The organism is Candidatus Berkiella aquae (genome assembly GCF_001431295.2).
GTDB classification, from domain to species: Bacteria; Pseudomonadota; Gammaproteobacteria; order Berkiellales; family Berkiellaceae; genus Berkiella; species Berkiella aquae.
Window position 1 is genome coordinate 1598364 of record NZ_LKAJ02000001.1, and the last position, 21211, is coordinate 1619574.

Annotated in this window: 20 protein-coding genes; 3 read left to right on the top strand and 17 right to left on the bottom strand. The window is 40.4% G+C overall.

Annotated elements, in window-relative coordinates:
- Window positions 1–14: 14 nt before the first annotated feature.
- The 12 genes from HT99x_RS07170 to HT99x_RS07225 form a co-directional block, all read right to left on the bottom strand.
- Complete coding sequence (locus HT99x_RS07170) at window positions 15–1364, bottom strand: FAD-dependent oxidoreductase (RefSeq protein ID WP_075066309.1); 1350 nt, start codon at window positions 1362–1364, stop codon at window positions 15–17.
- Between the two features lie 141 nt (window positions 1365–1505).
- The gene (locus tag HT99x_RS07175) at window positions 1506–1790 is read right to left on the bottom strand and encodes a bacteriocin (RefSeq protein ID WP_075066308.1); all 285 of its coding nucleotides are present in this window, start codon (window positions 1788–1790) and stop codon (window positions 1506–1508) included.
- A gap of 442 nt (window positions 1791–2232) precedes the next feature.
- The gene (locus HT99x_RS07180; protein ID WP_259565914.1) at window positions 2233–3345 is read right to left on the bottom strand and encodes an ankyrin repeat domain-containing protein; all 1113 of its coding nucleotides are present in this window, start codon (window positions 3343–3345) and stop codon (window positions 2233–2235) included.
- Between the two features lie 375 nt (window positions 3346–3720).
- Window positions 3721–4749: an ankyrin repeat domain-containing protein gene (locus tag HT99x_RS07185; protein WP_075066306.1), complete on the bottom strand. Its 1029-nt coding sequence runs from the start codon at window positions 4747–4749 to the stop codon at window positions 3721–3723.
- Window positions 4750–5069: 320 nt separating this feature from the next.
- Window positions 5070–5633 (bottom strand): hypothetical protein, encoded by a 564-nt coding sequence (locus HT99x_RS07190; RefSeq protein WP_075066305.1) that lies wholly within the window; start codon window positions 5631–5633, stop codon window positions 5070–5072.
- A 340-nt stretch (window positions 5634–5973) separates the two neighbouring features.
- Complete coding sequence (locus HT99x_RS07195; RefSeq protein WP_075066304.1) at window positions 5974–6459, bottom strand: ankyrin repeat domain-containing protein; 486 nt, start codon at window positions 6457–6459, stop codon at window positions 5974–5976.
- Between the two features lie 430 nt (window positions 6460–6889).
- The gene (locus HT99x_RS07200) at window positions 6890–7879 is read right to left on the bottom strand and encodes an ankyrin repeat domain-containing protein (protein WP_075066303.1); all 990 of its coding nucleotides are present in this window, start codon (window positions 7877–7879) and stop codon (window positions 6890–6892) included.
- Window positions 7880–8159: 280 nt separating this feature from the next.
- Window positions 8160–9980, bottom strand: coding sequence for a monovalent cation:proton antiporter-2 (CPA2) family protein (locus HT99x_RS07205; protein ID WP_075066302.1), 1821 nt, complete (start codon window positions 9978–9980; stop codon window positions 8160–8162).
- Between the two features lie 74 nt (window positions 9981–10054).
- Entirely contained in the window at window positions 10055–11944 is a 1890-nt protein-coding gene (gene serA, locus HT99x_RS07210) for a phosphoglycerate dehydrogenase (RefSeq protein ID WP_075066301.1), read from the bottom strand.
- 3 nt (window positions 11945–11947) lie between these two features.
- Window positions 11948–12355, bottom strand: coding sequence for a YchJ family metal-binding protein (locus HT99x_RS07215; protein WP_075066300.1), 408 nt, complete (start codon window positions 12353–12355; stop codon window positions 11948–11950).
- A 7-nt stretch (window positions 12356–12362) separates the two neighbouring features.
- Window positions 12363–13160 (bottom strand): alpha/beta fold hydrolase, encoded by a 798-nt coding sequence (locus tag HT99x_RS07220; protein ID WP_075066299.1) that lies wholly within the window; start codon window positions 13158–13160, stop codon window positions 12363–12365.
- A gap of 12 nt (window positions 13161–13172) precedes the next feature.
- Window positions 13173–14192, bottom strand: coding sequence for a YiiX/YebB-like N1pC/P60 family cysteine hydrolase (locus HT99x_RS07225; RefSeq protein ID WP_075066298.1), 1020 nt, complete (start codon window positions 14190–14192; stop codon window positions 13173–13175).
- A 156-nt stretch (window positions 14193–14348) separates the two neighbouring features.
- On the opposite strand from HT99x_RS07225, the gene HT99x_RS07230 reads away from it, so the two are divergent.
- Complete coding sequence (locus HT99x_RS07230) at window positions 14349–15251, top strand: EamA family transporter (RefSeq protein ID WP_075066297.1); 903 nt, start codon at window positions 14349–14351, stop codon at window positions 15249–15251.
- Here the strand turns inward: HT99x_RS07230 and HT99x_RS07235 are convergent.
- The 4 genes from HT99x_RS07235 to HT99x_RS07250 form a co-directional block, all read right to left on the bottom strand.
- On the bottom strand, window positions 15244–16107 hold the full coding sequence (locus HT99x_RS07235; RefSeq protein WP_075066296.1) for a hypothetical protein: 864 nt from the start codon (window positions 16105–16107) through the stop codon (window positions 15244–15246). The genes HT99x_RS07230 and HT99x_RS07235 overlap by 8 nt on opposite strands.
- The gene (locus HT99x_RS07240; RefSeq protein WP_075066441.1) at window positions 16107–17342 is read right to left on the bottom strand and encodes a DNA recombination protein RmuC; all 1236 of its coding nucleotides are present in this window, start codon (window positions 17340–17342) and stop codon (window positions 16107–16109) included. The genes HT99x_RS07235 and HT99x_RS07240 overlap by 1 nt, the downstream gene beginning before the upstream one ends.
- 118 nt (window positions 17343–17460) lie before the next feature.
- A complete protein-coding gene (gene rpoS, locus HT99x_RS07245; protein ID WP_075066295.1) occupies window positions 17461–18423 on the bottom strand; it encodes an RNA polymerase sigma factor RpoS in 963 nt (320 codons plus the stop codon).
- Window positions 18424–18473: 50 nt separating this feature from the next.
- On the bottom strand, window positions 18474–18677 hold the full coding sequence (locus HT99x_RS07250; RefSeq protein ID WP_075066294.1) for a hypothetical protein: 204 nt from the start codon (window positions 18675–18677) through the stop codon (window positions 18474–18476).
- A gap of 179 nt (window positions 18678–18856) precedes the next feature.
- Between HT99x_RS07250 and HT99x_RS07255 the strand changes: the two genes are divergently transcribed.
- Window positions 18857–19468, top strand: coding sequence for a hypothetical protein (locus HT99x_RS07255; protein ID WP_075066293.1), 612 nt, complete (start codon window positions 18857–18859; stop codon window positions 19466–19468).
- 13 nt (window positions 19469–19481) lie between these two features.
- Here HT99x_RS07255 and HT99x_RS07260 read toward each other — a convergent pair whose 3' ends face one another.
- Window positions 19482–19673 (bottom strand): hypothetical protein, encoded by a 192-nt coding sequence (locus HT99x_RS07260; RefSeq protein ID WP_075066292.1) that lies wholly within the window; start codon window positions 19671–19673, stop codon window positions 19482–19484.
- 216 nt (window positions 19674–19889) lie between these two features.
- Here HT99x_RS07260 and ispG point away from each other — a divergent pair, with 216 nt between their 5' ends.
- Window positions 19890–21137, top strand: a complete 1248-nt coding sequence (ispG, locus tag HT99x_RS07265) for a flavodoxin-dependent (E)-4-hydroxy-3-methylbut-2-enyl-diphosphate synthase (protein ID WP_075066291.1) — start codon at window positions 19890–19892, stop codon at window positions 21135–21137.
- Window positions 21138–21211: the final 74 nt, after the last annotated feature.

Consider the following 21211-nt stretch of genomic DNA (forward strand, 5'->3'; position numbering starts at 1 on the left):
TCGCCAATGTAAAGTCATTTAAATAACATTTTATATGGGGGGTATTCACTATTTACTTCTGCCGCAACTTGTTTTCCTTTGGCGTAAGCATGCTGCACTGAAAATCCATGGCGTGAGAAATCTGCTCCGGCAAAGTAAATATTGCCTTCGGGCTTTTCTAATGCTTGATGATTTTCTTCATTCATTTGTAGCGTACGGTAGGGATAGGCACCTTGGGCATAGGGATCATCGCTCCATCGGTGCACAATGGCGTATTTGGGCGAAGGAACGTCAGCTTGTGCAAAGGCCAAACGCAAGTGAGATAGTATCAGTTCAATTAAAGCGCGATCAGAAAGGTGTTGCGCTTCATTGGCATAGCTTGGGGTCTGCAAAATCGCTTTACCATGTAAGACCCAATTATTGCGAAATTCTCTCATGCCTTGACTCGCTGGATCGCTTAATAATAAATAAGGAGCGAGTGGATTGTCCCAAAAGGGTGTCTCAAATTCGAGTACCACTCTCGTAGATGTATGGACTCCCATTGCGTTAATCGCCTCTATTTTTTCAGGAGAAAGTGGAGGGCTAAAAAGTGTATGCGCTTGGGTTTTTAATACGCCAAGCGGCATAGTGCAGATAACTTTATCGGCGTGGAAATTGCCTTGTTTGGTCTCTATCTCAATACCACCATTTTCTTGGGTCGTTATTTTAGTAACAGGGCAGTTTGTAATCAGTTTGACACCGGCATTCTTACATTGTTCTGCTATTTGGTTAATCACACAACCATAGCCATTGCCAACAAAACAAAAATTGGCGGTTGCTTCATTATATGCATTTAATTTTTCTTCATCATTTGGGATGAGAAAATCAGGAAATCCGATGGCAGATAAGGGCGTTGATTGATGAATGCATTGTAGTTCGAGTATTTTTTTGACCCAATAGGCTTGAGTGGGGTCGGCAGGTAATTCGCATGAGGCTATCACTTGCTCGAAAGTTTTACCTAAACGCGTCCTATAAGCTTTTTGTAATGCATCATTCGCCATATCATAGAAGTTTGCAATATCAGCGGATGATAGGGGGGTTTTATGAGGATCCTTGAGATCAACGATAATGGAGTCTGTTTCTTTATATTGTTTCGTGTAAGGTTTACTAGGATCGTTGGTTTGGGTAGAAAAATAATCTTGGTAAAGAGGGCTTGATTCCAAACCTTCCCAATAAGAAGCACCTAATTCAATTGCAGTGGCATGATCGCTTGCTTTCACCGTATAGATGCGACCACCCAAACGCTCTCTTGCTTCTAATAAGGTAACGCACTGTTTGTTTTTTGCAAGATCAAGCGCGGCTTTTAAGCCTGCGATCCCTGCCCCAATAACGATGATATTTGCCACAATGGAGATCCTTCAATCAACTTAAGCTATTGTGAACAATTTTTTTAGAAAAGGGTAGAAAAAATCCCGGTTACACAGATGTGCAATCGGGATTTTAAAGGAATCCGCTAAGTAAGAGAAGTAAGAAGAATCTTCAACTCTTTAGTAAACAACAGCGGTTTGTAGGCGTGCATTGAAAGTATCAAGGTATGCATCACATCCTGAAGCTATCATTCGATCCATATGAGGAGCAAGTCCAATCATGAAGGCGCTTGGGGCGGCATTGGGATTTTCAGCCAATCTGAGCATATCATTTGTCATATTTGAAATTTCGTTAGCGCATTGGTGGGGGATGCCTGTGGTGTCAACATATATGTTTGCGCCACTGAATGATAAGACAACGCCGCCGCTAACTTGTTGCATTTCATGAATTGTAATGGTTTTCATTATTTTTCCTCAAATAAAAGAATTCAAACTAACTAATAATTTGAGCCCGAATAATATCAAGAAAAATATGACAATGCTATGATTTGCAGGATATCTAGGTTTTTGTATGACAAAAAAATGAGTTGAGTATATTAATTATGTGACACTGTTGCCGCCGTGCCGATACTTCCTCCTCCGGTGCGAGGAAATTCGCGAGTCCATTATAAAGTGCACACCGAAAAATCCCCCCATTCGTTTTTACAAACGAATGGCCCCCTTTACAAAGTGGGCGATTGATTCGCTTCGCTCATCAGACAAATAATCAAATGCCTTAATACATGCGCAGAATTTTCTCCTCGCGGCAGCGAGGAAATTAGCTAGCCCCCCATTTTGGCTGCGCCTACATGGGGGGGAAGATATGACCTCTATCTTAAGAACTGCGGAAGCAGTGAAACAATATGAATTATCTTCTAACGCTTTTACTAATTCCGCTAGTTAATTCATCATCACTGCTATATTCATTATCATCTAATGCAGCTGCAGCCTCATTTGCTTGATGATTGCCCGATAAAAGCAATGTTGGGAATGGAACGACAGTATCTTCTGCTAGTGAAGAGCTAGATGCGGCACTGATGGATAGCACTTTTAGACCCTCTTCTATGCTGGAAAGCCGTGTGTTGTCGTCTATATTAGGAAGCAGTATTCCACCGATTAATGATTTTGCCATTAGCATTGCATTAACATATTGCTGTTCAATGATTTTTATAATGCGACATTGCTGTTCAGGTGTATAAGTTAATATTTTGGCAATCATATTCTCTGGTGTGTCAATAGACTCGACTTCTGCAGCGGCAGCGAGTTGACTCTGCCAGCCTTTGTCATCATTATTTTTCTTCAATGTTTTTTCTAGAAAGTTGATATAAAAGTCTTCTTGTAAACAGTCAAAGCGTCCAACGGCAGCAATTTTATCGAGAATGATAGATAAAAAATTTTCAAACCTAACGGTATGCTCTAATGCTAATTTGAGTGGAGTATTGCCATTTTTGTCTTCAGCCTGAATGTCAGCATTGTTATCTAAGAGCAATCGAATGGCTTCAAGATTATCAGATACTGCCACAGCCAAATGTAGAGTAGTGTGGCCGCGAATATTTGTCGCCTCAATATTCGCTTTGTAATTTATAAACAATTGAATCATTTTAGGATTTTTTATAATTGCTGCCCAATGCAATGGCGTTTGGCCACAAATACTTCTAGCTTCCATATTAGCTTTGTTTCGCAGTAGTAATTCAGCAATTTCATATTTGTTTTCCTTTGCTGCGAGGTGTAGCGGTGTGTGGTAAATGTCATCTGTAGCATCAATTTTTGCTGTGTTATCTAATAGAAGTTCAACAATATCTGGATTATTTTTCAAAACCGCCCAATGAAGTGGCGTCATGCCTAAGCCATCTTTGTTTTCAATATGGATGCCGTCAAGAATCAAGCTTCTTAATACCGTTGTACTTTCATTAGGTGTATATTTTTGGATAATGCCCAAGAATTTAAGCGTATTGGTCGCTTTGTTGGCACCTGAAATCATCGTCACTCCTAAGTTGGCTTTATGTATTGTGTGCAATAGGTTATTCGATGAGAACGAGATAAGTAATAAGAAAAATGCTTAGTAAAAAGGGTTTCATTGCGGAAATTGGTTGATTTATAAGTATTTCATTTTGAATGGAAAGCCCATCTGCGATGGGCGGTCATTCATTATTCAGAGCATTCATATGCCAATTGGATTAAAAATCCTTAGTTAACATGTTATGTGCAGCCGAGAGTATGGCAAATATTAACTAGAAATTGCGGAATTTATAAAATGAGATTTGCCACTTTTTGACACCACTACCGTCGCAGCCAGAATGGAGGGAAGATATGGCTTCTCATTCAGGAACTGCGAAAGCAGTGACGCCATGCTGCATTATATACTAGCTGTTTTGCTAATTCGGTTAGTTAATGCATCATCATTGCTATCTTCGTTATCATCTGATACAGCTGACGCCGCATTTGCTTGATGATGATTCCCCGATAAAAATAATGTTGGGGATGGCGTGAGAGCATCATCAATAAGTGAAGAGCTAGATGAGGAGCTAGAACATATGCTCGTTGGCCCGTTATCCAGAATCCTAATGCGAGCAGAAGTGCAAGGGCGATCTACTATGTTAGGAAGCAATAATCCACCGGTTAATGAGTAAGCTTTTGCCAATGTTCTACCGTTAGTATACTGTCGTTCAATGATTTTTATTATTTGGAGTTTATCCTCTTTTTGCATATAAGAAAATATTTTATTGATCATATTCACTGGCGTGTCAATGGATTCTTCTTTTGCAGCGTCGGCTAGTTTTTGCTCCCAATTTTCACTATCAGCATTCAATGTTTTTTTTAAGAAATTGAGATAAAAATCTTCTCGCAAACAGTCAAAACGTCCAAAATCATCAATTTTGTCAATGAGGTCTGTTATTAATTTTTCAAAAATATTTGGGTTAAATCTGGTTGATACAAACTGTAGTGGTGTTCTGCCTGAATTATCTTTGGCTTCAATATCAGCGCCATTATCTAATAAGAACTGAAAGTTTTGATGAAGATAAATAGCCCGATGGAGTGGTGTTTTTCCTAAATTATCTTTAGCCTCAATGTTTGCGCCGTTTTTTAATAATAGTTGAATTATTTCAGGACGTTTCTGTATTACGGCCCAATGCAGTGGTGTTTTTTTAGTAATATCTTTAGCCTCAGTATCAGCGCGGTTATCTAATAGTAATCGAACGATTTCAGTATTGCCAAATATTACAGCCCAATGTAGTGGAGTTCTACAGTATTGGCCTTGTTTCTCAATATGAATGCCTGCCTGAATTAAGTTTATTAATATGGCTGTATTTTCATCAGAGTGGGGTTTTTGGATAATCTCAAAGAATTTTTGCGTATTTTCATCTATATTGGCACCAGAAATCATCGCTACTCCTAAGTTGGTTTTATGCATTGTTTGCAATATGTTATTCGATGGGCGCAAGATAAGTAATAAGAAAAATGCTTAGTAAAAAGGGTTTCATTGCGGAAATTGGTTGATTTATAAGTATTTCATTTTGAATGGAAAGCTTATCTGCGATGGGCGGTCATTCATTATTCAGACATCTGTCCGGCAGTATATGTAGAGATCCTGGTACTACCTTGCTTTGCAAGCTTGACCGGGATGACAAAATTAGGGTTTCTGTCATCCCAGTCAAGTACACGAAGTGTACGCAGAGCCAGGATCTAGATAAGTATCACGCTGAATTATGCTCTTCTAGCAATTTTACTATTTCTGCCAGTTATTTCTTCATCATTGCTATCATCTAATGCAGTTATAGCTCCATTTGTTTGATGATTTTCCGATAAAAGCAATGTTGGGGATGGCGTGAGAGCATCGTCAATAAGCGAAGAACAAGCTGAGGGGCTAGGGCATATGCTCGATGGTTCATTATCCAAAATTCTAGTATGAGTAGAGATAATGTGGTCGTCTGTTATATTAGGAAGCAGTATCCCACTGGTTAATGAGCAAGCTTTTGCCATTATTCTAGCGTTAGAACACTGTTGTATAATGATTTCTATTATTTTAAGTCTCTCTATTAGAGAAGATGCCAGTATTGTATTAACTATGTCTTCTTGGGTATTAAATGATTCTTCAGGGAAATGGAGTTGAAGTGCTTCCTGCAAAAAGTCAAAGCGACCAGCGGCAATAATTTCATTGATTAACTGGAGAAGTATGGCTTTAATGCTATATTCCGCAGCACGGTCTAAGCCAGCTCGAATGGAAATGTCTATTGTTTTAGAATAAATGCTTATTTCAGCTAAATTCATCGTAACTCCTAAGTTGGCTTTATGTATTGTTTGCAATAGATTATTCGATGATAGCGAGATAAGTAATAAGAAAAATGCTTAGTAATAAGGGTTTAGTTGCGGTAGTTGTTTGATTTATAAGTATTTGATTTTGATTCGAGAGATTATTTTCGATATGAGGCCATATAAATTGTGGCATTTATAAAATGAGATTTGCCTATTTGTGACACCGCAGCAGCTGAGGAGATGTTTCTTCCTTGCGGTAGCGAGGAAGTTCGTTAGCCCCCATTAGGCTGCGCCTACATGGGGGGAAGCTATGATTTCTCTCTTAAGAACTGCGGGAGCAGTGAAACAATATGAATTATCTTCTAGCGCTTTTACTAATTCCGCTAGTTAATTCATCTTCACTGCTATATTCATTATCATCTAATGCAGCTGCAGCCTCATTTGCTTGATGATTGCCCGATAAAAGCAATGTTGGGGATGGCACAAGATCATCAAGGGTAAAATTTTCTGGTTCTTGAAGTTCTGAAAACTCTTGATCGAATTGAACATTACCGTCTCTATCTTTATTGAGTACATAACAGTATCTATGTAATGGCACTTGATCGATTTCAAGATTAGCGCCTCTATCTAATAACAGTTGAGCGATTTCAATATATTTTTTTACTACAGCCACGCGCAGTGGCGTTCTGCCAAATTTATCTTGCTTGCCTAGCTGAATGCCTTCTAGAATTAAATTTTTTAAGGTTGTTTTATTTTTTTCATCATAGGGAAAATTTTCGATAATCTCGAAGAATCTTTTAGTATTAAATTCTCTCTCTAAATCACTGATACCTGAAATCATAGCAATCTCCTGTAAGTTATTTTGTATATAATTTGCAATATATTATTCAATAACGGAGTGATATGTAATAAGAAAAATGCTTAACGAATGGAGTTTGTTTGCTAAAATGGCTTGATTTATAATGGTTTAATTTTAAATGAAACGCTTATCTTCGATAAGTGGTCATTTATTGTTTTGACATTTGTCCGCTGATCAAGAAGACACCGGAAAATGCCCCCTTTCGTTTTTACAAACGAATGGCCCCCTTTACAAAGTGGGCGATTGATTCGCTTCGCTCATCAGACAAATAATCAAATGCCTTAATACATGCGCAGAATTTTCTCCTCGCGGCAGCGAGGAAATTAGCTAGCCCCCCATTTTGGCTGCGCCTACATGGGGGGGAAGATTGACCTCTATCTCAAGAACTGCGGTCGCAGTGAAACAATATGAATTATCTTCTAACGCTTTTACTAATTCCGCTAGTTAATTCATCATCACTGCAATATTCATTAGCATCTAATGCAGCTGCCGCCTCATTTGCTTGATGATTCCCCCATAAAAGTAATGTTGGAGATGGCGTGACAGCATCTTCTGCTAGTGAAGAGCTTGATGTGGTACTGAGAGATAGCGCTTTTAGACCCTCTTCTATGCTGGAAAGCGGTATTTTGTAATCTATATTAGGGAGCAGTATTCCACTGGTTAATGAGGATGTTTTTGCTAATGCCATCGCATTAGCATACTGTCGTTCAATGATTTTTATTATTGGGAGTTTATCCTCATTTTTCGTGTAGGTTGATATTTTACTAATCATGCTTGCTGGTGTGTCGATGGATTCTTCTTTTGCAGCAATAGCAAGTTCTTCTTGCCAATTTTTACTATCGGCACTCAATGTTTTTTTCAAGAAACTGAGATAAAAATCTTCTTGTAAACAATCAAAGCGTCCAAATGCAGAAATTTTTTTGATGATGATAGATAAAAACTGTTCGGAAATACTTGTGAAATCACTACCTGCTGCTAATTGTAGTGGGGTTTTGCCGTCGTTATTTTGAACAGTAATATCTGCACCGTTATCTAATAAAAACTCAGTATGGTAGCCTCTGGTCTTATGCAGCACTGTGTTTCCGTCATTATCTTTAGCATTAATCTTGGCTTTATTAGCTAATAGCAATTGAATGATTGGAGGTTTATTTTTAGCATGATGAAAAGGAGTTTCGCCGTTTGCATTTCTAGCCTCAACGTTTGCCCCGTGCTTTAATAGTTGTTGAATAATTTTATAATTACCTCGCCGTGTGGCTAAATGCAACGCAGTTTCGTCATTACTATTTTTAGCCTCAATATTGGCGCCGTTTTTTAATAGTAGTAGAACGATTTCAAGACGGTTGTTTATTACGGCTAAATGCAGCGCAGTTTCGCCATTACTATTTTTAGTACCTGAGATCATAGCAACCTTTTAAGTTGGCTTTATGTATTGTTTGCAATATGTTATTCGATGAGAGCGAGATAAGTAATAAGAAAAATACTGAGTAATAAGGGTTTTATTGCTGAAAGGGTTTGATTTGTAATGGTTTAATTTTGAATGAAACACTTATCTGCGATAAGTGGTCATTTATTGTTTAGACATTTATCCGTTGATCAAAGTCAGTTAATTGTCCGCGAAATCCAGACTTATAATGGATGTCGTGGACAAGCGAAAACATTCGTTCTCTCAGGGAGCTAAAAAGTTAAGAAGAATGCTTTTCTCTATCGGCCATCATGGCATCTTCTAGATTTTTGCGGCTTTTTCTGGCTTCATTGATGTAGGCCTGATCAGGTTGACCGGGTCGATTATAAAGTTTGGAGAGGTGTGCAAGGGATGCTTCATCGTGTTCTTTGAATAATTTAACCATTCTTTCTGCTTGTTCTTGATCAAAACCCAATGATTGTAAGGCATCTAAGCCCATGGCCAAAGAGGAATCAAAGGTTTCGCGGTAAACATGGTTAAAATCGTTTTTAAGAAAATCATAAGCTTGGGTGCGTCCATGTACTCTGGCAAGGATTTTTAAATCGGGATAGTGTTTTCTCACTTGTTTAGCAATTTCCAGCGCTTTTTCTGAATCATCAATGGCAATAATAAACAAAGAAGCATTTTTAATACCAGCGATTTCGAGCAAATCCATACGCGAGGCGTCACCATAATAGACTTTAAAACCAAATTGGCGAAGAATAGCAATCGCTTCTGCATCTAAATCTAAAACGGTGGTTTTTATTTTATTCGCGATTAATAAGCGGCCAATAATTTGGCCAAAACGACCAAAACCTGCCATCACAACCGTGCTTTTTTGTTGTTCAATATTGTCGAAATCGGTATCTTTTTGGCTACGCACAAAATAAGGTGCCAATACCTTTTCGTAAAAGATGATCATTAATGGGGTAAGTAGCATACTAATCGCCACCGCTGCAATCAGTAGGGCTGCTGTTTCATTGGAGAAGATTTTAATGCCGGCGGCGAAAGAGAGCAAAACAAAGCAAAATTCTCCCCCTTGGGCTAATGTGAGAGAAAATAACAGAGAATTTTGCGTATTGATTTTAAAGACTTTAGCGACGGCGAATAAGATCATTGCTTTGAAGACGAGCAATAGCGTAACGATCTTTAATATTAAAATGGGGTTGTGATAGATAAGGCTAAAATTAATATTAGCCCCAACTGAAATAAAAAAGATCCCCAATAAGAGCCCTTTAAAAGGTTCAATATCTGCCTCTAGTTCATGGCGATATTCACTTTCAGCTAAAACGGCACCTGCTAAGAAGGTCCCTAATGCAGCTGATAAACCTAACGCTTGCATCACCAGGGCGCTGGCAATGACCACCAGCAAAGAGGCTGCCGTAAAAATTTCTCTTAAATTGGAGTTAGCGATAAAGCGAAATAGGGGGCGTAGTAAAAATCGACCTGCGATAATAAGCGCGGCGATAACGCCTATTGTGAATAAGGCTTGGTGCCAGCCACTAAGTTTAGCGGTAAGGGTATGAGGATCTTCAATGAGAACTTGATAGCCGAGCAGTGGTAAGATAGCCAAAATGGGGATAATGGCTAAATCTTGAAATAACAAGACTGATAGTGTGGCTTCTCCTACCGGGGAGCGGTTCCAGCCTTTTTCAGTAAAAATTTGTAACACAATCGCAGTAGAAGATAACGAAAAGATCATACCAATCGCGAATGAACTGACAAAGGAAAAATCTAAGAGAATAAAAACGCCGGTGAAGGCAAGGGTTGTTGCTAATACTTGAATGAGCCCCAAGCCAAAAATTTGGCTTCTTAAGCGCCATAAGGCGGCAGGACGTAATTCTAAACCAATCAGAAAGAGCATGAGGGTCACACCAAATTCTGCAAAATGCATGATGCTCTCAGTGTTCCCAACGGTGCCTAACACAAAGGGACCAATGATGATACCCGCAATGAGATAACCTAAAACTGAGCCAAAACCAAGTCGCTTAGCAAGGGGAACCGCAAGGACTGCTGCTAATAAGTAGATAGCCGCTTGGTAGAAAAAATCCTTATACTCCATGTAAACATCCCTTTTTGGCCAATTTCGTTATCGTTGTTTGGGCTATCAACCCTGCTACAGTCGCCCCCTTTGGGCTATTTATCTAAAACTCTAACCTTAATAGTATGGGGTATGGCCTGCAATTGTTGTAGTAATTTATCATCACATTGACGATTAATATCGGTAATCACATACCCAATCTCTTGATTGGTTTTAAGGAATTGTCCTTCAATGTTACTGCCTGACTCCGCAAATAAGCGGTTAATTTGCGCGAGGATGCCGGGCACATTCTTATGTATATGAATGATCCGCTGTGGGTAGTTCATTGAGGGGAGTGAGAGTTGTGGGAAATTAACACTGCCTGTTGAACTGCCTTCGTTGACATACGAGCAAAGATTCTTCGAAACATATTCCCCAATATGTTGCTGCGCTTCTTCCGTGCTACCACCAATATGGGGAGTTAAAATGACATTTTCAAACTGCTGCAATGGCGTTTGATATTCACTTTTTGACTCATGGGGTTCGTTGGTAAAAACATCAATACCACAACCTTTCATTTTACCTGAGCGCATCACTTCATTGAGTGCTTCATAATCGACGGTAAAATCACGACTTAAATTCAAGAAGATAACACCGGGTTTCATTAAGGCAAAAGATTTTGCATCAATCAGATGATGATTTTCTTTGCGACCATCCACATGGATAGAAACAATATCGGCCTGGGTTAATACTTCATCCATATGATGGCAGCGTTTGGCATTACCCAGCGGTAATTTATCAGCAATATCATAAAATATGACACGCATCCCTAAGGCTTCGGCAATAATCGAAAGTTGGGAACCAATATTACCATAACCAATAATACCCAATGTCTTGCCGCGAACTTCATGAGCACCTGTACTTGATTTATGCCATTGTCCTTTGGCTAATTTGCCGCTAAGGGCGGCTGCATTTCGCGCTAATAAAATAATTTCAGCAATTGCTAATTCGACCACACTGCGGGTATTGCTAAATGGTGCATTAAAAACCGCAATCCCTTGTTCGCAAGCTTTATTAATATCAATTTGATTGGTGCCAATACAAAAAGCACCCAAGGCCTCTAATTTTTCTGCACCTTCAATGATATTAGCGGTGACTTCGGTTTTTGAGCGGATCCCCAGTATGCTGACATCATGGAGTTTGCTGTGTAATTCTTTGGCATTCAATGCTCCTGGTAAGGATTCAACCAAGAAGCCGTTTTCTTTAAAATATAGTTCAACAAAGGGATGAATATTTTCAAGCAATAAGACTTTTTTAGGCGATTTTGGTGAGGTAAAAGGGAGCTGGCAAGTAATAAACAGCCCTTCGAGTTCATGAATCACCGCATCTGCTGCATCTGCCACATTATTGCGAGTGATATTCTCAGTAAAGGCAACAAAGGTACTCGCAAGGCCTGCTGCTTTCACTTCATAATCGTTATAGCCGTCGCCAATCATAATCACATCGTCCTTTAGTGCTAATTTTTGCACTAATTTAACTTTGCCTTGATCTTGTGCGAGTAATTGATGATGGTCATAGCCTAAAACATCGCCTTCATAATCGTAGATGAAACGATTGGCATGAACATTTTCCCGTTTAATCCCAAAAGGGCTGACGACCGGCCACACCAGTTCAATAAAAGCCCCAGTAATAACGTGAATATTATCGGCATGGGTTTGAAAGAAGGCACGATTTCTTAAAATAGAAGGGGTGATTTTTTGTTTTAGCAATTCGATTGCTTGCGTGAGGTGACTTTGATTCAAATCGAGTAACTTCATTCGCTCAGCAAGACTTTCTTGGTAAGAATAACGGCCTTCCATCGCTTGTTCGGTGATGCTTTGAATAGCTTGCAGACGTTCTGCTTTTTCGGGATGGTTTGCTAAGGCAATCTCAGCGAGAATCTCAAGTGATTCAACTTGAATAAAAGTGCTATCAAAATCAAAAAGAAAGGTTGTATTGCGTTGCATAACCTATTTAGTTCCTATATGCGGATTTAAAGCTTTCCCTGCGACGTAGTACCAGTGCCCTTCATCAAAATGAAATTCACTCTTTTCACGCATGACATGTAATTGACCATTCGCTTGATACCGTGCCTCAAAAATCACAAAACCCAGTTTGGGTGTTTTAATTTTGGCAGAGGTGACGGTCAATGATAACCAGGTTACATTGGTTAACCAGCGCTTCGTTTCTTCCATATCGAATTCTTCAGCCGCTTTGCCTTTCATGGTTTGATTAAGGTATTCAAGGTTACCAACGACAAAGGCACTATAGCGGGAACGCATCAGTGCTTCAGGTGTAGGAGCCGCACGGCCTTTTTCAATATATTGACCACAGCATTCGCTGTAGGGTTTGGTATAACCACAGGGGCAATGATTCATGGAGGTGTTATTCCTTTCCAGTCTTCGTCAGGCTCGTGACAAAGCGGTTGATAGCTTGCCAATAAGCGGCTTTGGCAACAGATAGCACATTGTTATGTGAGGCACCTTCTACCCAATAAGCTTGTTTAGGCGATGTTGCATGAGCAAATAGTTTTTTGCTGTGCCAAATTGGAATAACACTATCATGGGTTCCATGAATCAGCAAGATTGGTACGGTAATAGCAGCGATTTTATGCAAATTGCGGTATTTATCGAAGGGGATGAGGGGCCAATGTGTATAAACGCGATAAGCTGAGACAAAAGCATTCTCTAAAATAAGGCCAGCGCAAGGAGAGTAGCTTGCTAATTCAATGCTAGGACCCGCACCCAGTGAACGCCCATAAACCAGAATATGATTAGCAGGGATATTTAATTCAGTTGTCATATATTGATAAGCAGCATTGATGGCTTGATAAGTACTTTCTTCGCTTGGTTTACCCGTGCTTTGGCCATACCCAGGATAGTCATAAGCAAATACCGAAAAACCATGTTCAGTTAGTAACTTTAAAAAGGGGTAGAGCGTGGAAAGATCTTCTGCATTACCATGGCTAAATAAAATAGTATACCGTGCGCTTGGCTGGGGTAAATAAATAGCGGCTAGCTTTTGCTGATTTGCTAAAGGGATCTGAATCATTCCCGGGATTGTTTGTGGCTGAAAGTTCGGAGGTTGAAATAAAACGCCATCAGAAAGCGTCCAAAATAATAACGCAACGAGGACATACCCAATCAAGATAATTTGCAAGAGCGCTTTTACTAATGTACCCATTGCTTAAAATAGTTAACCAATCGAAAAACGATGCAAAATCATACTGAATAACGTGGTTTTGGTGGTCCTTGATTCAGGTGAGGTTTCAATTAAAATACTTTGTTGATCGAGTGCCTTTAATTCTGCTTGCATCTCTTGTTCAATTTCAGGATTCTCAACGATGGTACTGACATTTTTATTTTTAAGACGTAATTTGCGTTTTTTCTTCGGTTTATCCATATCCATCATCGGATCAATGATATTGACACCGTCTTGACTCATTAACCCTTGTCTATTCCAAGGCAAGTGGCGATAAGGGCTTTCTAAAAAGGAAACAAAAGGATATTTAATAATTTCAAAATAAGGGGAATAATCAAAATCCCTTGGTGTGAAAAGGCGTGGGTTACGGGCATAAAGTTCAACACCACTTTCTTCATGTTGTTTAATAACCGGCAAAATCGGAAAATCGATACAGGCAAAGGCCTCTGCAATCATGGTGGAGCAAACGGTTTTTGTTGATTGTCCTGCGTGATGGACAAACAAACTTGAGCGCCAGCGACGTGGCAAAATCGACCAAGGAACGAGAAAGCGCGCAAGATCAAAAATCTGGCGCATATCATAATCGGTCCCTAACTTATGAATCGCAAAGGCGGTAACTTGTTGGGCATCTTGTCGTGATAACCCTCGAGGACGGCAGATCCGAATATGATCATGCTTGTAATTTTCGAGTGGGCTAACGATGGTGCCTTTACCCAGATAACCTTCAATGACCAATTGGATATTAGGATCGCCATTAAATTGTTTTTCTAATTTTTTTCGTAAAGCCACATTATCAACATCATGCAAGCGCCCAATATAGATGCAGGCATGCGACCAAGAGCTTTGCGTGATTTGCTTAATCACTTCGCTGATACGGCTGCGACCTTCGATCAGTAAGACATCACAAGGACGCAATTCATAACGAATGCGCTCAAAGTCACACAGGGGTATTTCGTTATTGGCTCTCTCATCGGTCAACCATTTGATAATACCTTGAGTTAACTTACGAAACATAATGAAATGGTTCCTATGGCAATGAAAAGGCTTATCTTGCATTAAGTGTAGTTCAGTCAGTTAAATCATGTCGAATAACAGATAAGAAGGCTAGCTTTACATACAATGCCTTCGTATAATCCCCAGCGATTGGCAATGACCGCTAGGAAAAGCTGCATGAATATACAACATCGCTCGTGGTATGGCGCATCTTGGAAGGTTGCAGGCTTTGCTTGTTATGCAGGCTTGAATGCGATAGCGCGTTATTTAACCGGTGGCGCCAATACCCAGTTGCAAGATCATTTACCTGTACCGGTCATCGTTTTTTGGCAGGACTTTATTGCTTTGCTGTTTTTACTCCCTTGGATGTTGCCTCAGGCTAAGGCCTCTTTTTTTCCGCAACATCTGGGATTGCATCTGTTTCGCGTGATCGCTTCGGCTGTTGCCATTATGGCCTGGTATTTTACGATTCAATACATGCCTTTAGCGCAAGCCGTTGCCTTAAGTGTGATTGGTCCACTGCTTGGAGTGTTGGGCGCTAAATGGTTTTTAAAAGAACGTTTTGGTTGGTTAAGAACGATTATTATTCTACTCAGTCTTTGCGGTGCTTGTTTCATCGTCAAACCAGGCTCTGCTTTGTTAAGCAATCAATCGAATACCCTCGGTTTACTTTCTCTATGCGTTGCGACCAGCGCTTTTGCGGTTGCCAAATTAGCAACAAGACAGCTGGCTAATTTGGGAGAATCGGCTAAAACCTTAACCCATTATTTATTCTTATTTATTGTACCAGTCTCTTTGATCCCCGCTTCCCTCAACTGGGTAACACCGGCTCTGGTGCATTGGCCATGGTTAGTTTTTGCCGGCTTACTCACGGCGTTAGCTATTTACTGTGTGAGCAATGCATTGGTTCATGCAGAAGTCAGTTTTTTGGCGCCTTTTGATATTTGCCAATTTATGCTGAATGCCACCATTGGTTATCTTGCCTTCATGGAGTTACCGGCCCCTTGGGCTATTTGGTTGATCCTCGCCATGCTTGGATTTAGTCTAACGACACTACGTAAATCTCAATACCCTAATTAAAAGGAGAAGGAGAGAGACTATTCTCTTCAGTTGCTGGTGCGCTTTGGGGACTACTCCCTTCTGGAGAGAGAGGAGGGGTTATTGTCTTTGAACGCCACAACAGGGATTTAGGGTAAAACGTTTTTTTGATGAACGTTTTGATTTCTTCGTGGGTAATCGGTTCTTTTCGCATCCCGAGTTGATAATTATGCCCTTTAAAAAAGGCTTCAAGCTGTTTGAAAAAATCATCCAGTTGTACTGAGCTCATGGTTAATGAACTAAATCGACATTCGCTACAGACTTCTAAGGCCATGGTGCTAAAGCTGAGGGATGTCGCTTTAGCTAGCTGATGAGCGCGTCTGGCAAAATTATGATTGTTAAGGAATAAACCGTGAAAATGATAGGATTCATCATTCGCACTGTTATAAAGTGCTTGCAGAGCCTCTAGCCAACATTGTAAATCATGAATTTCTTTAGAATAAGGCTCACACAAGGTGCGAACATAATCGAGTAAGTCAGGACCCACGCGTGGATAGAGATCGCTAAGGATTGTTTTGATAATGCGAGCAGGGGCTTTAACTTGCTCCCACTCTTGTGTACTGGTAGGTTGAGCACAAGGGATTTCGTAACCTAAATTTTCAACCGCCGTATGAATTTTGACTTTATCTTTGGGGTTTAAGGCAAGGGTTCCCCTTTCATCTTCAGGCAAAAAAGCGTTCCAAATAAGCTCCTGCTGCTCAAGTCGTTTGCGATAAAAATTTGAGACTTGAGACAATAACCCTAAAGAAGCTATGTTCAAGCCATTTAACTTTAGACCCGTGAAAATAACGTCAAACAGACCGTTGCTATTGAGTGTGGACGTTGGGCCCTTTTTCATTATTTTTCCTCTAAAACAAGCGGTTGATTGGTTTCCAGCAGAGGTTCAAGCTCCACTTTTTCAATTTGCTGGAATCGCTTGGTGATTTTTTGCGAAGAGATATGAACCTGCTCTGCATCTTCATTCGCTTGGCGTAAGTGTTGTGATAAATGATTCATACGTTTATCGAAGCGCGTGAAATCTTGAGCAAGTAGTCGCAAATGTTCTTGAATAACATGCACCTGCTGACGAGTGGCAGAGTCTTTCAATACGCTACTGGCAGTCGTTAAAATAGCCATCATGGTCGAAGGGGAGGCTAACCAAACTCGCATTTGCCATGCATATTCGACTAAATCGGCATGGTGTGTATGGATCTCGGCAAAAATGGCTTCTGCAGGAATAAACATGATTGCACCATCGCTGGTTTCACCCGGGATGATATATTTTTGACTAATATCTTGGATATGCTTTTTGATATCGATTTTAAATTGTTGTTTAGCAGTTAAACGAACGGTTTCATCATTCGTCAGATCAAGATATTTCTGATAGTTTTCTAAGGGGAATTTTGCATCAACTGCAATTTTTCCAGTAGGCTCAGGTAAGAGTAATAAACAATCGACGCGAGCATTGTTAGATAAGGTATGTTGTAAACGATAACAATGCGCAGGCAAAACGTTATTAATCAGTACGTTCAGTTGGACTTCACCAAAAGCGCCTCGTGAACGTTTGTCAGATAACAGCGTTTGTAAGCCGACGACATTTTGCGATAAATCCGTGATTTTCTTTTGTGCATCGTCAATGATAGCTAAACGTTGCACGATATTAGTAAAGGTTTCATTGGTTTTTTCAAAGCCTTTACTCAATTTAATTTCGACCGCTTCACTAATTTTGAGCAAGTGTTGTGATGTACCTTGATTGAGTTTATCAAATTGCTCTGAAAGGTGGTTTGTAGTTCGTTGTAACACATTGTGAATTTGCTTATCCAACTCAGAAAAGTTATCTCGCAGTGTTGTTTGTAAATGGTGCAAACTCAGTTGTTGCGCTTCGCTATTTTGTTGTGAAAATTTGATGAGCGACTCACTCATACGCTGCTGTTGTTCAACTTGCTCTTTTAAAATGCGTTGGATAATTTGCTGACATTGATTAGTTAATTGTGTTTCAAGGGCCTCCTGAAAAGTCTGGTTTTTAGGGCCAAGACGTGCCATTTGCAGCAGCAAGATGAGGAGCAATAGCGTTGGAATTGCGCCTACTAACATGAGCAGAAGGTCTGAATTTATCATGGTTTTTATGAGAGACCGCAAGGACAAGAAGGTGACCCATAGTAGCAATTTTTGTCGCGTTTTGAAATGAAAAAAGGGCAGTGAAAATAAATGGTTAGTTCAATAACGTTTGTTCGTTTTCACCATCTTTTTCAATGAGACGTTTGAGTTGTTTGAGCGCTTCCGCTTGCAGTTGGCGTACTCGTTCACGTGTTAAGCCAATTTCCATTCCGGTTTGGTCTAGTGTCGTTGCATCATGACCTTGCAAGCCATAACGTCTAATGACCACTTCACGTAATTTTGGAGAAAGATTGCCTAACCATCTTTCAACATTTTCCTGCAAATCTTGTGTCGCAAAATTATCGAGTGGATCGTGTTCTTGCTGATCCGTTAAGGTTTCAAGTAAAGGCTTATCAAAAATATCGGAAATAGGGGAATCAATTGAAACCGTTTTTTCATTGAGCGCAAGAATATTTTCAATTTCTTCGGGATCACGTTTCATTGCCATCGCAATTTCACTGGGGGTTGCTTCGTGATCAAGTGTTTTGGTTAATTCACGCCCTTTGCGCAAACAAGCGTTCACTTTTTTGACAACATGAATGGGGACGCGCACTGTTCTTGATTGGTTCATAATGGCGCGTTCAATGGTTTGTTGAATCCACCAAGCACCATAGGTTGAAAAACGAAACCCTTTTTCAGGATCGAATTTTTCAACTGCACGCATTAAACCCAGATTTCCTTCTTCAATCAGATCGAGAATCGGGATCCCACTCTTGATATAACGCTTTGCAATTTTAACCACGAGTCTTAAATTGGATTTGATCATTTGCTGACGAGCCGCTTCATCACCCTGACGCAAGCGTCTGGTGTAATGGATCTCTTCTTCTTTGCTCAGCAATGGGGCTTTACGAATTTCTTTGTAGTATTGTTCAATTAAGTCAACAGGTTCACTTTGATATTCATAAGGTTGTTCAGTCGATTCAGGCTGCTCATTGCTGGCATTTTCCTCCACTGCCTTGGATTGCAATGCGCGTGCCTTCAGATTGGTTTTTGCGCCAAAATTCCACTTATCGTACATATACGAAGGCCTCTATCGCTAGCTGAACCGCAAAACTGTTTCGACTATAGTCATTGTCGGCATGATGTATTGCTGGCTTTAGGAGGCCGCCAATCAATAACGGTGCCCTCCATGAGATCCCAAATGCCAAGAAGCTTATGGGTGAAATCGGTAATGTAGATTTGTTCATTGATTCGATGAAAAAACAGCCCACCCGAAGAGCGTTTCTCTAGCGCTTGTAAAAATTTATTGTAGGCATATAAATTTTTCATCATTTTGTACCACTTGGTTGTGTTTAAATTCAGATTACACACTGGATGATGAATCGTTTATCGACAAGTCAGAAAGGGTTTATTAGACTACAGGCTGCTGTTACATTCAGTTGGTGATCAGTAGAGACTAAGTGCAATGTGCAGTCGTAAAGGAATGATAAAATAATTAAGGTGGTAGTAGTATGTTTGGATTTTTAGAGAAAGAAACGTTTCCTTGGTGGTACAGTTTAGTTAAGTGGGGATTACCACTAGGACTAGCAATAGGTACAGGGGTGGGTGCAGGCCTCATGTTAACCGGTACCGTCACGATGCCCGCTTTTTTTGGTATGTTAAAGTGGGGTCCCGCATTTTTTAGCACTTTAGAAGGGTTTACTTCCATTGCTGCGCTTGGCGCAGTGACGACTGCCATTGCCTCAACTGTCGGGGTACTAACTTCTTTCATCTTAAGAGGGACACTTTTGTTTCCCTTAGCAGAAGTGATTGCAACGAATGCGCAACGTCATGGCGATAATTTAAAAAGACAACATGAACAAGAAAAAAACACATTACAGGATCGACTCGGTGAGCTGACCACAGCAAGCGATCAACAACGTCAAGAATATGAAACAGCGCTTAATCAAACAGAAGATCGTCTACGAGAAGTAACGAGTCAGTATCACCAATTAAGAGGAATGCGCGCAGCTTCGGCAGGAAAGTCTGATTTGCCAGTAAAAGGAAAAAGAAAAGCTGCGGCTTCAAATGATGGTTTGGTTTCTGATGAACCTAAAGCTCAGGGTAAGCGTATTAAAACCTAAATACCACGCCTTTTTACACTAAGGGACGGCAAACAACTCGCGGTTTAGCGGGTTGTTTGTCGCACACTTGGTTCATCAAACATTCCCGTAAGCGCTTATTTTCTAATTTGAGTGTATCAATAACGTGCATGAGGCGATCAAATTGCGTGATATGGTGTTCGTAAACTTTGAGGATTTCTAACATTTGTTGATCAGCAGAATGCATGGGATATTCCTTATCTTCATATGCCACCCTTTAGCTATTAACTAAATAGTAGGTCTAGAATCCGATTTAAGTCTAATAACACATACTCGAACCAGTTTACATTTATACCCTCAAGGGGTAGCACCTAGGTTTATTTTTACTGTCATGTTTGAATCAAAGTGCTAGAATAAGGTGGTTTTTTTTAATTTACTTATTCAAATAACTCTGAGGTATCTCATGACTGAATCAGCATTTTCAGGGGCCCTTTTACAAAAGCGTCATCGTACGGTGCCCGTAAAGGTTGGTAAGGTTGTGATTGGGGGTGGAGCGCCGATTGTAGTGCAATCGATGACAAACACCGATACCGCAGATGCCGATGCAACCGCAAAACAATGTTTTGAACTTTATCGCGCAGGTTCTGAATTAGTTCGGATCACCGTTAACAATAAAGAAGCCGCCAAAGCGGTTCCTGAAATCTACAAGAAATTACAATTAATGGGCTGGGATGAGCCTTTATTAATTGGTGATTTTCATTACATTGGCCATCAACTCTTAACCCAATTTCCAGATTGTGCGGCACTGCTTGCGAAATATCGTATCAACCCAGGTAATGTTGGCTTTGGTGATAAACACGATAGCAACTTTTCAACCATGATTGAGGTTGCACTCAAGCACAATAAACCCGTACGCATTGGTGTGAATTGGGGCAGTTTAGATCAAGACTTGGTTGTGCGTTTAATGGATGAAAATGCCAAACTAGCTGAGCCTAAACCCGTTGCCGATATCACTCGTGAAGCGCTAGTGATTTCAGCCTTAGCCAGTGCTGAGCAAGCCTTAAAATTAGGAATGACCAAAGATAAGATTATCCTTGCTTGCAAAGTGAGCAAGGTTCAAGAGCTGGTTGCGCTTTATTTAGAATTAGCCCGCCGCAGTGATTATGCTTTGCATTTAGGCTTAACCGAAGCCGGGATGGATAGTAAAGGGATTATTGCAACCGCCGCTGCGTTTTCGATTTTATTGCAACAAGGGATAGGCGACACCATTCGTGCTTCTTTAACGCCGGTGCCAGGTGGCGACCGCACCAAAGAAGTGCAAGTATGCCAAGAAATTTTGCAAAGTATGGAATTACGAGCTTTTTCACCCATGGTAACTGCATGTCCAGGCTGTGGTCGCACCACCAGTAGCGTTTTCCAAGAACTAGCGCAAAAAATTCAACATCATATACGTGATAACATGCAAGTATGGCGTGAAAAATATAGTGGTGTTGAAAACATGAACCTAGCCGTTATGGGCTGCGTGGTAAATGGCCCAGGTGAAAGTAAGCATGCCAATATTGGGATTAGCTTGCCTGGTACCGGGGAGTCGCCCGCTGCACCGGTTTTTGTTGATGGACAAAAATATAAGATTCTGCGCGGTGATAATATTGCTCAAGAATTCATCGAAATTGTTGAACACTATATTGAGCAAAAATATAGTCGCATCTAGCTCTCAGTCTCTCAGTGACTGATCCGGCGTAGTTTCCTTTCCCGGCACAGTATTAGCGAAGACGGGCAGCTGAG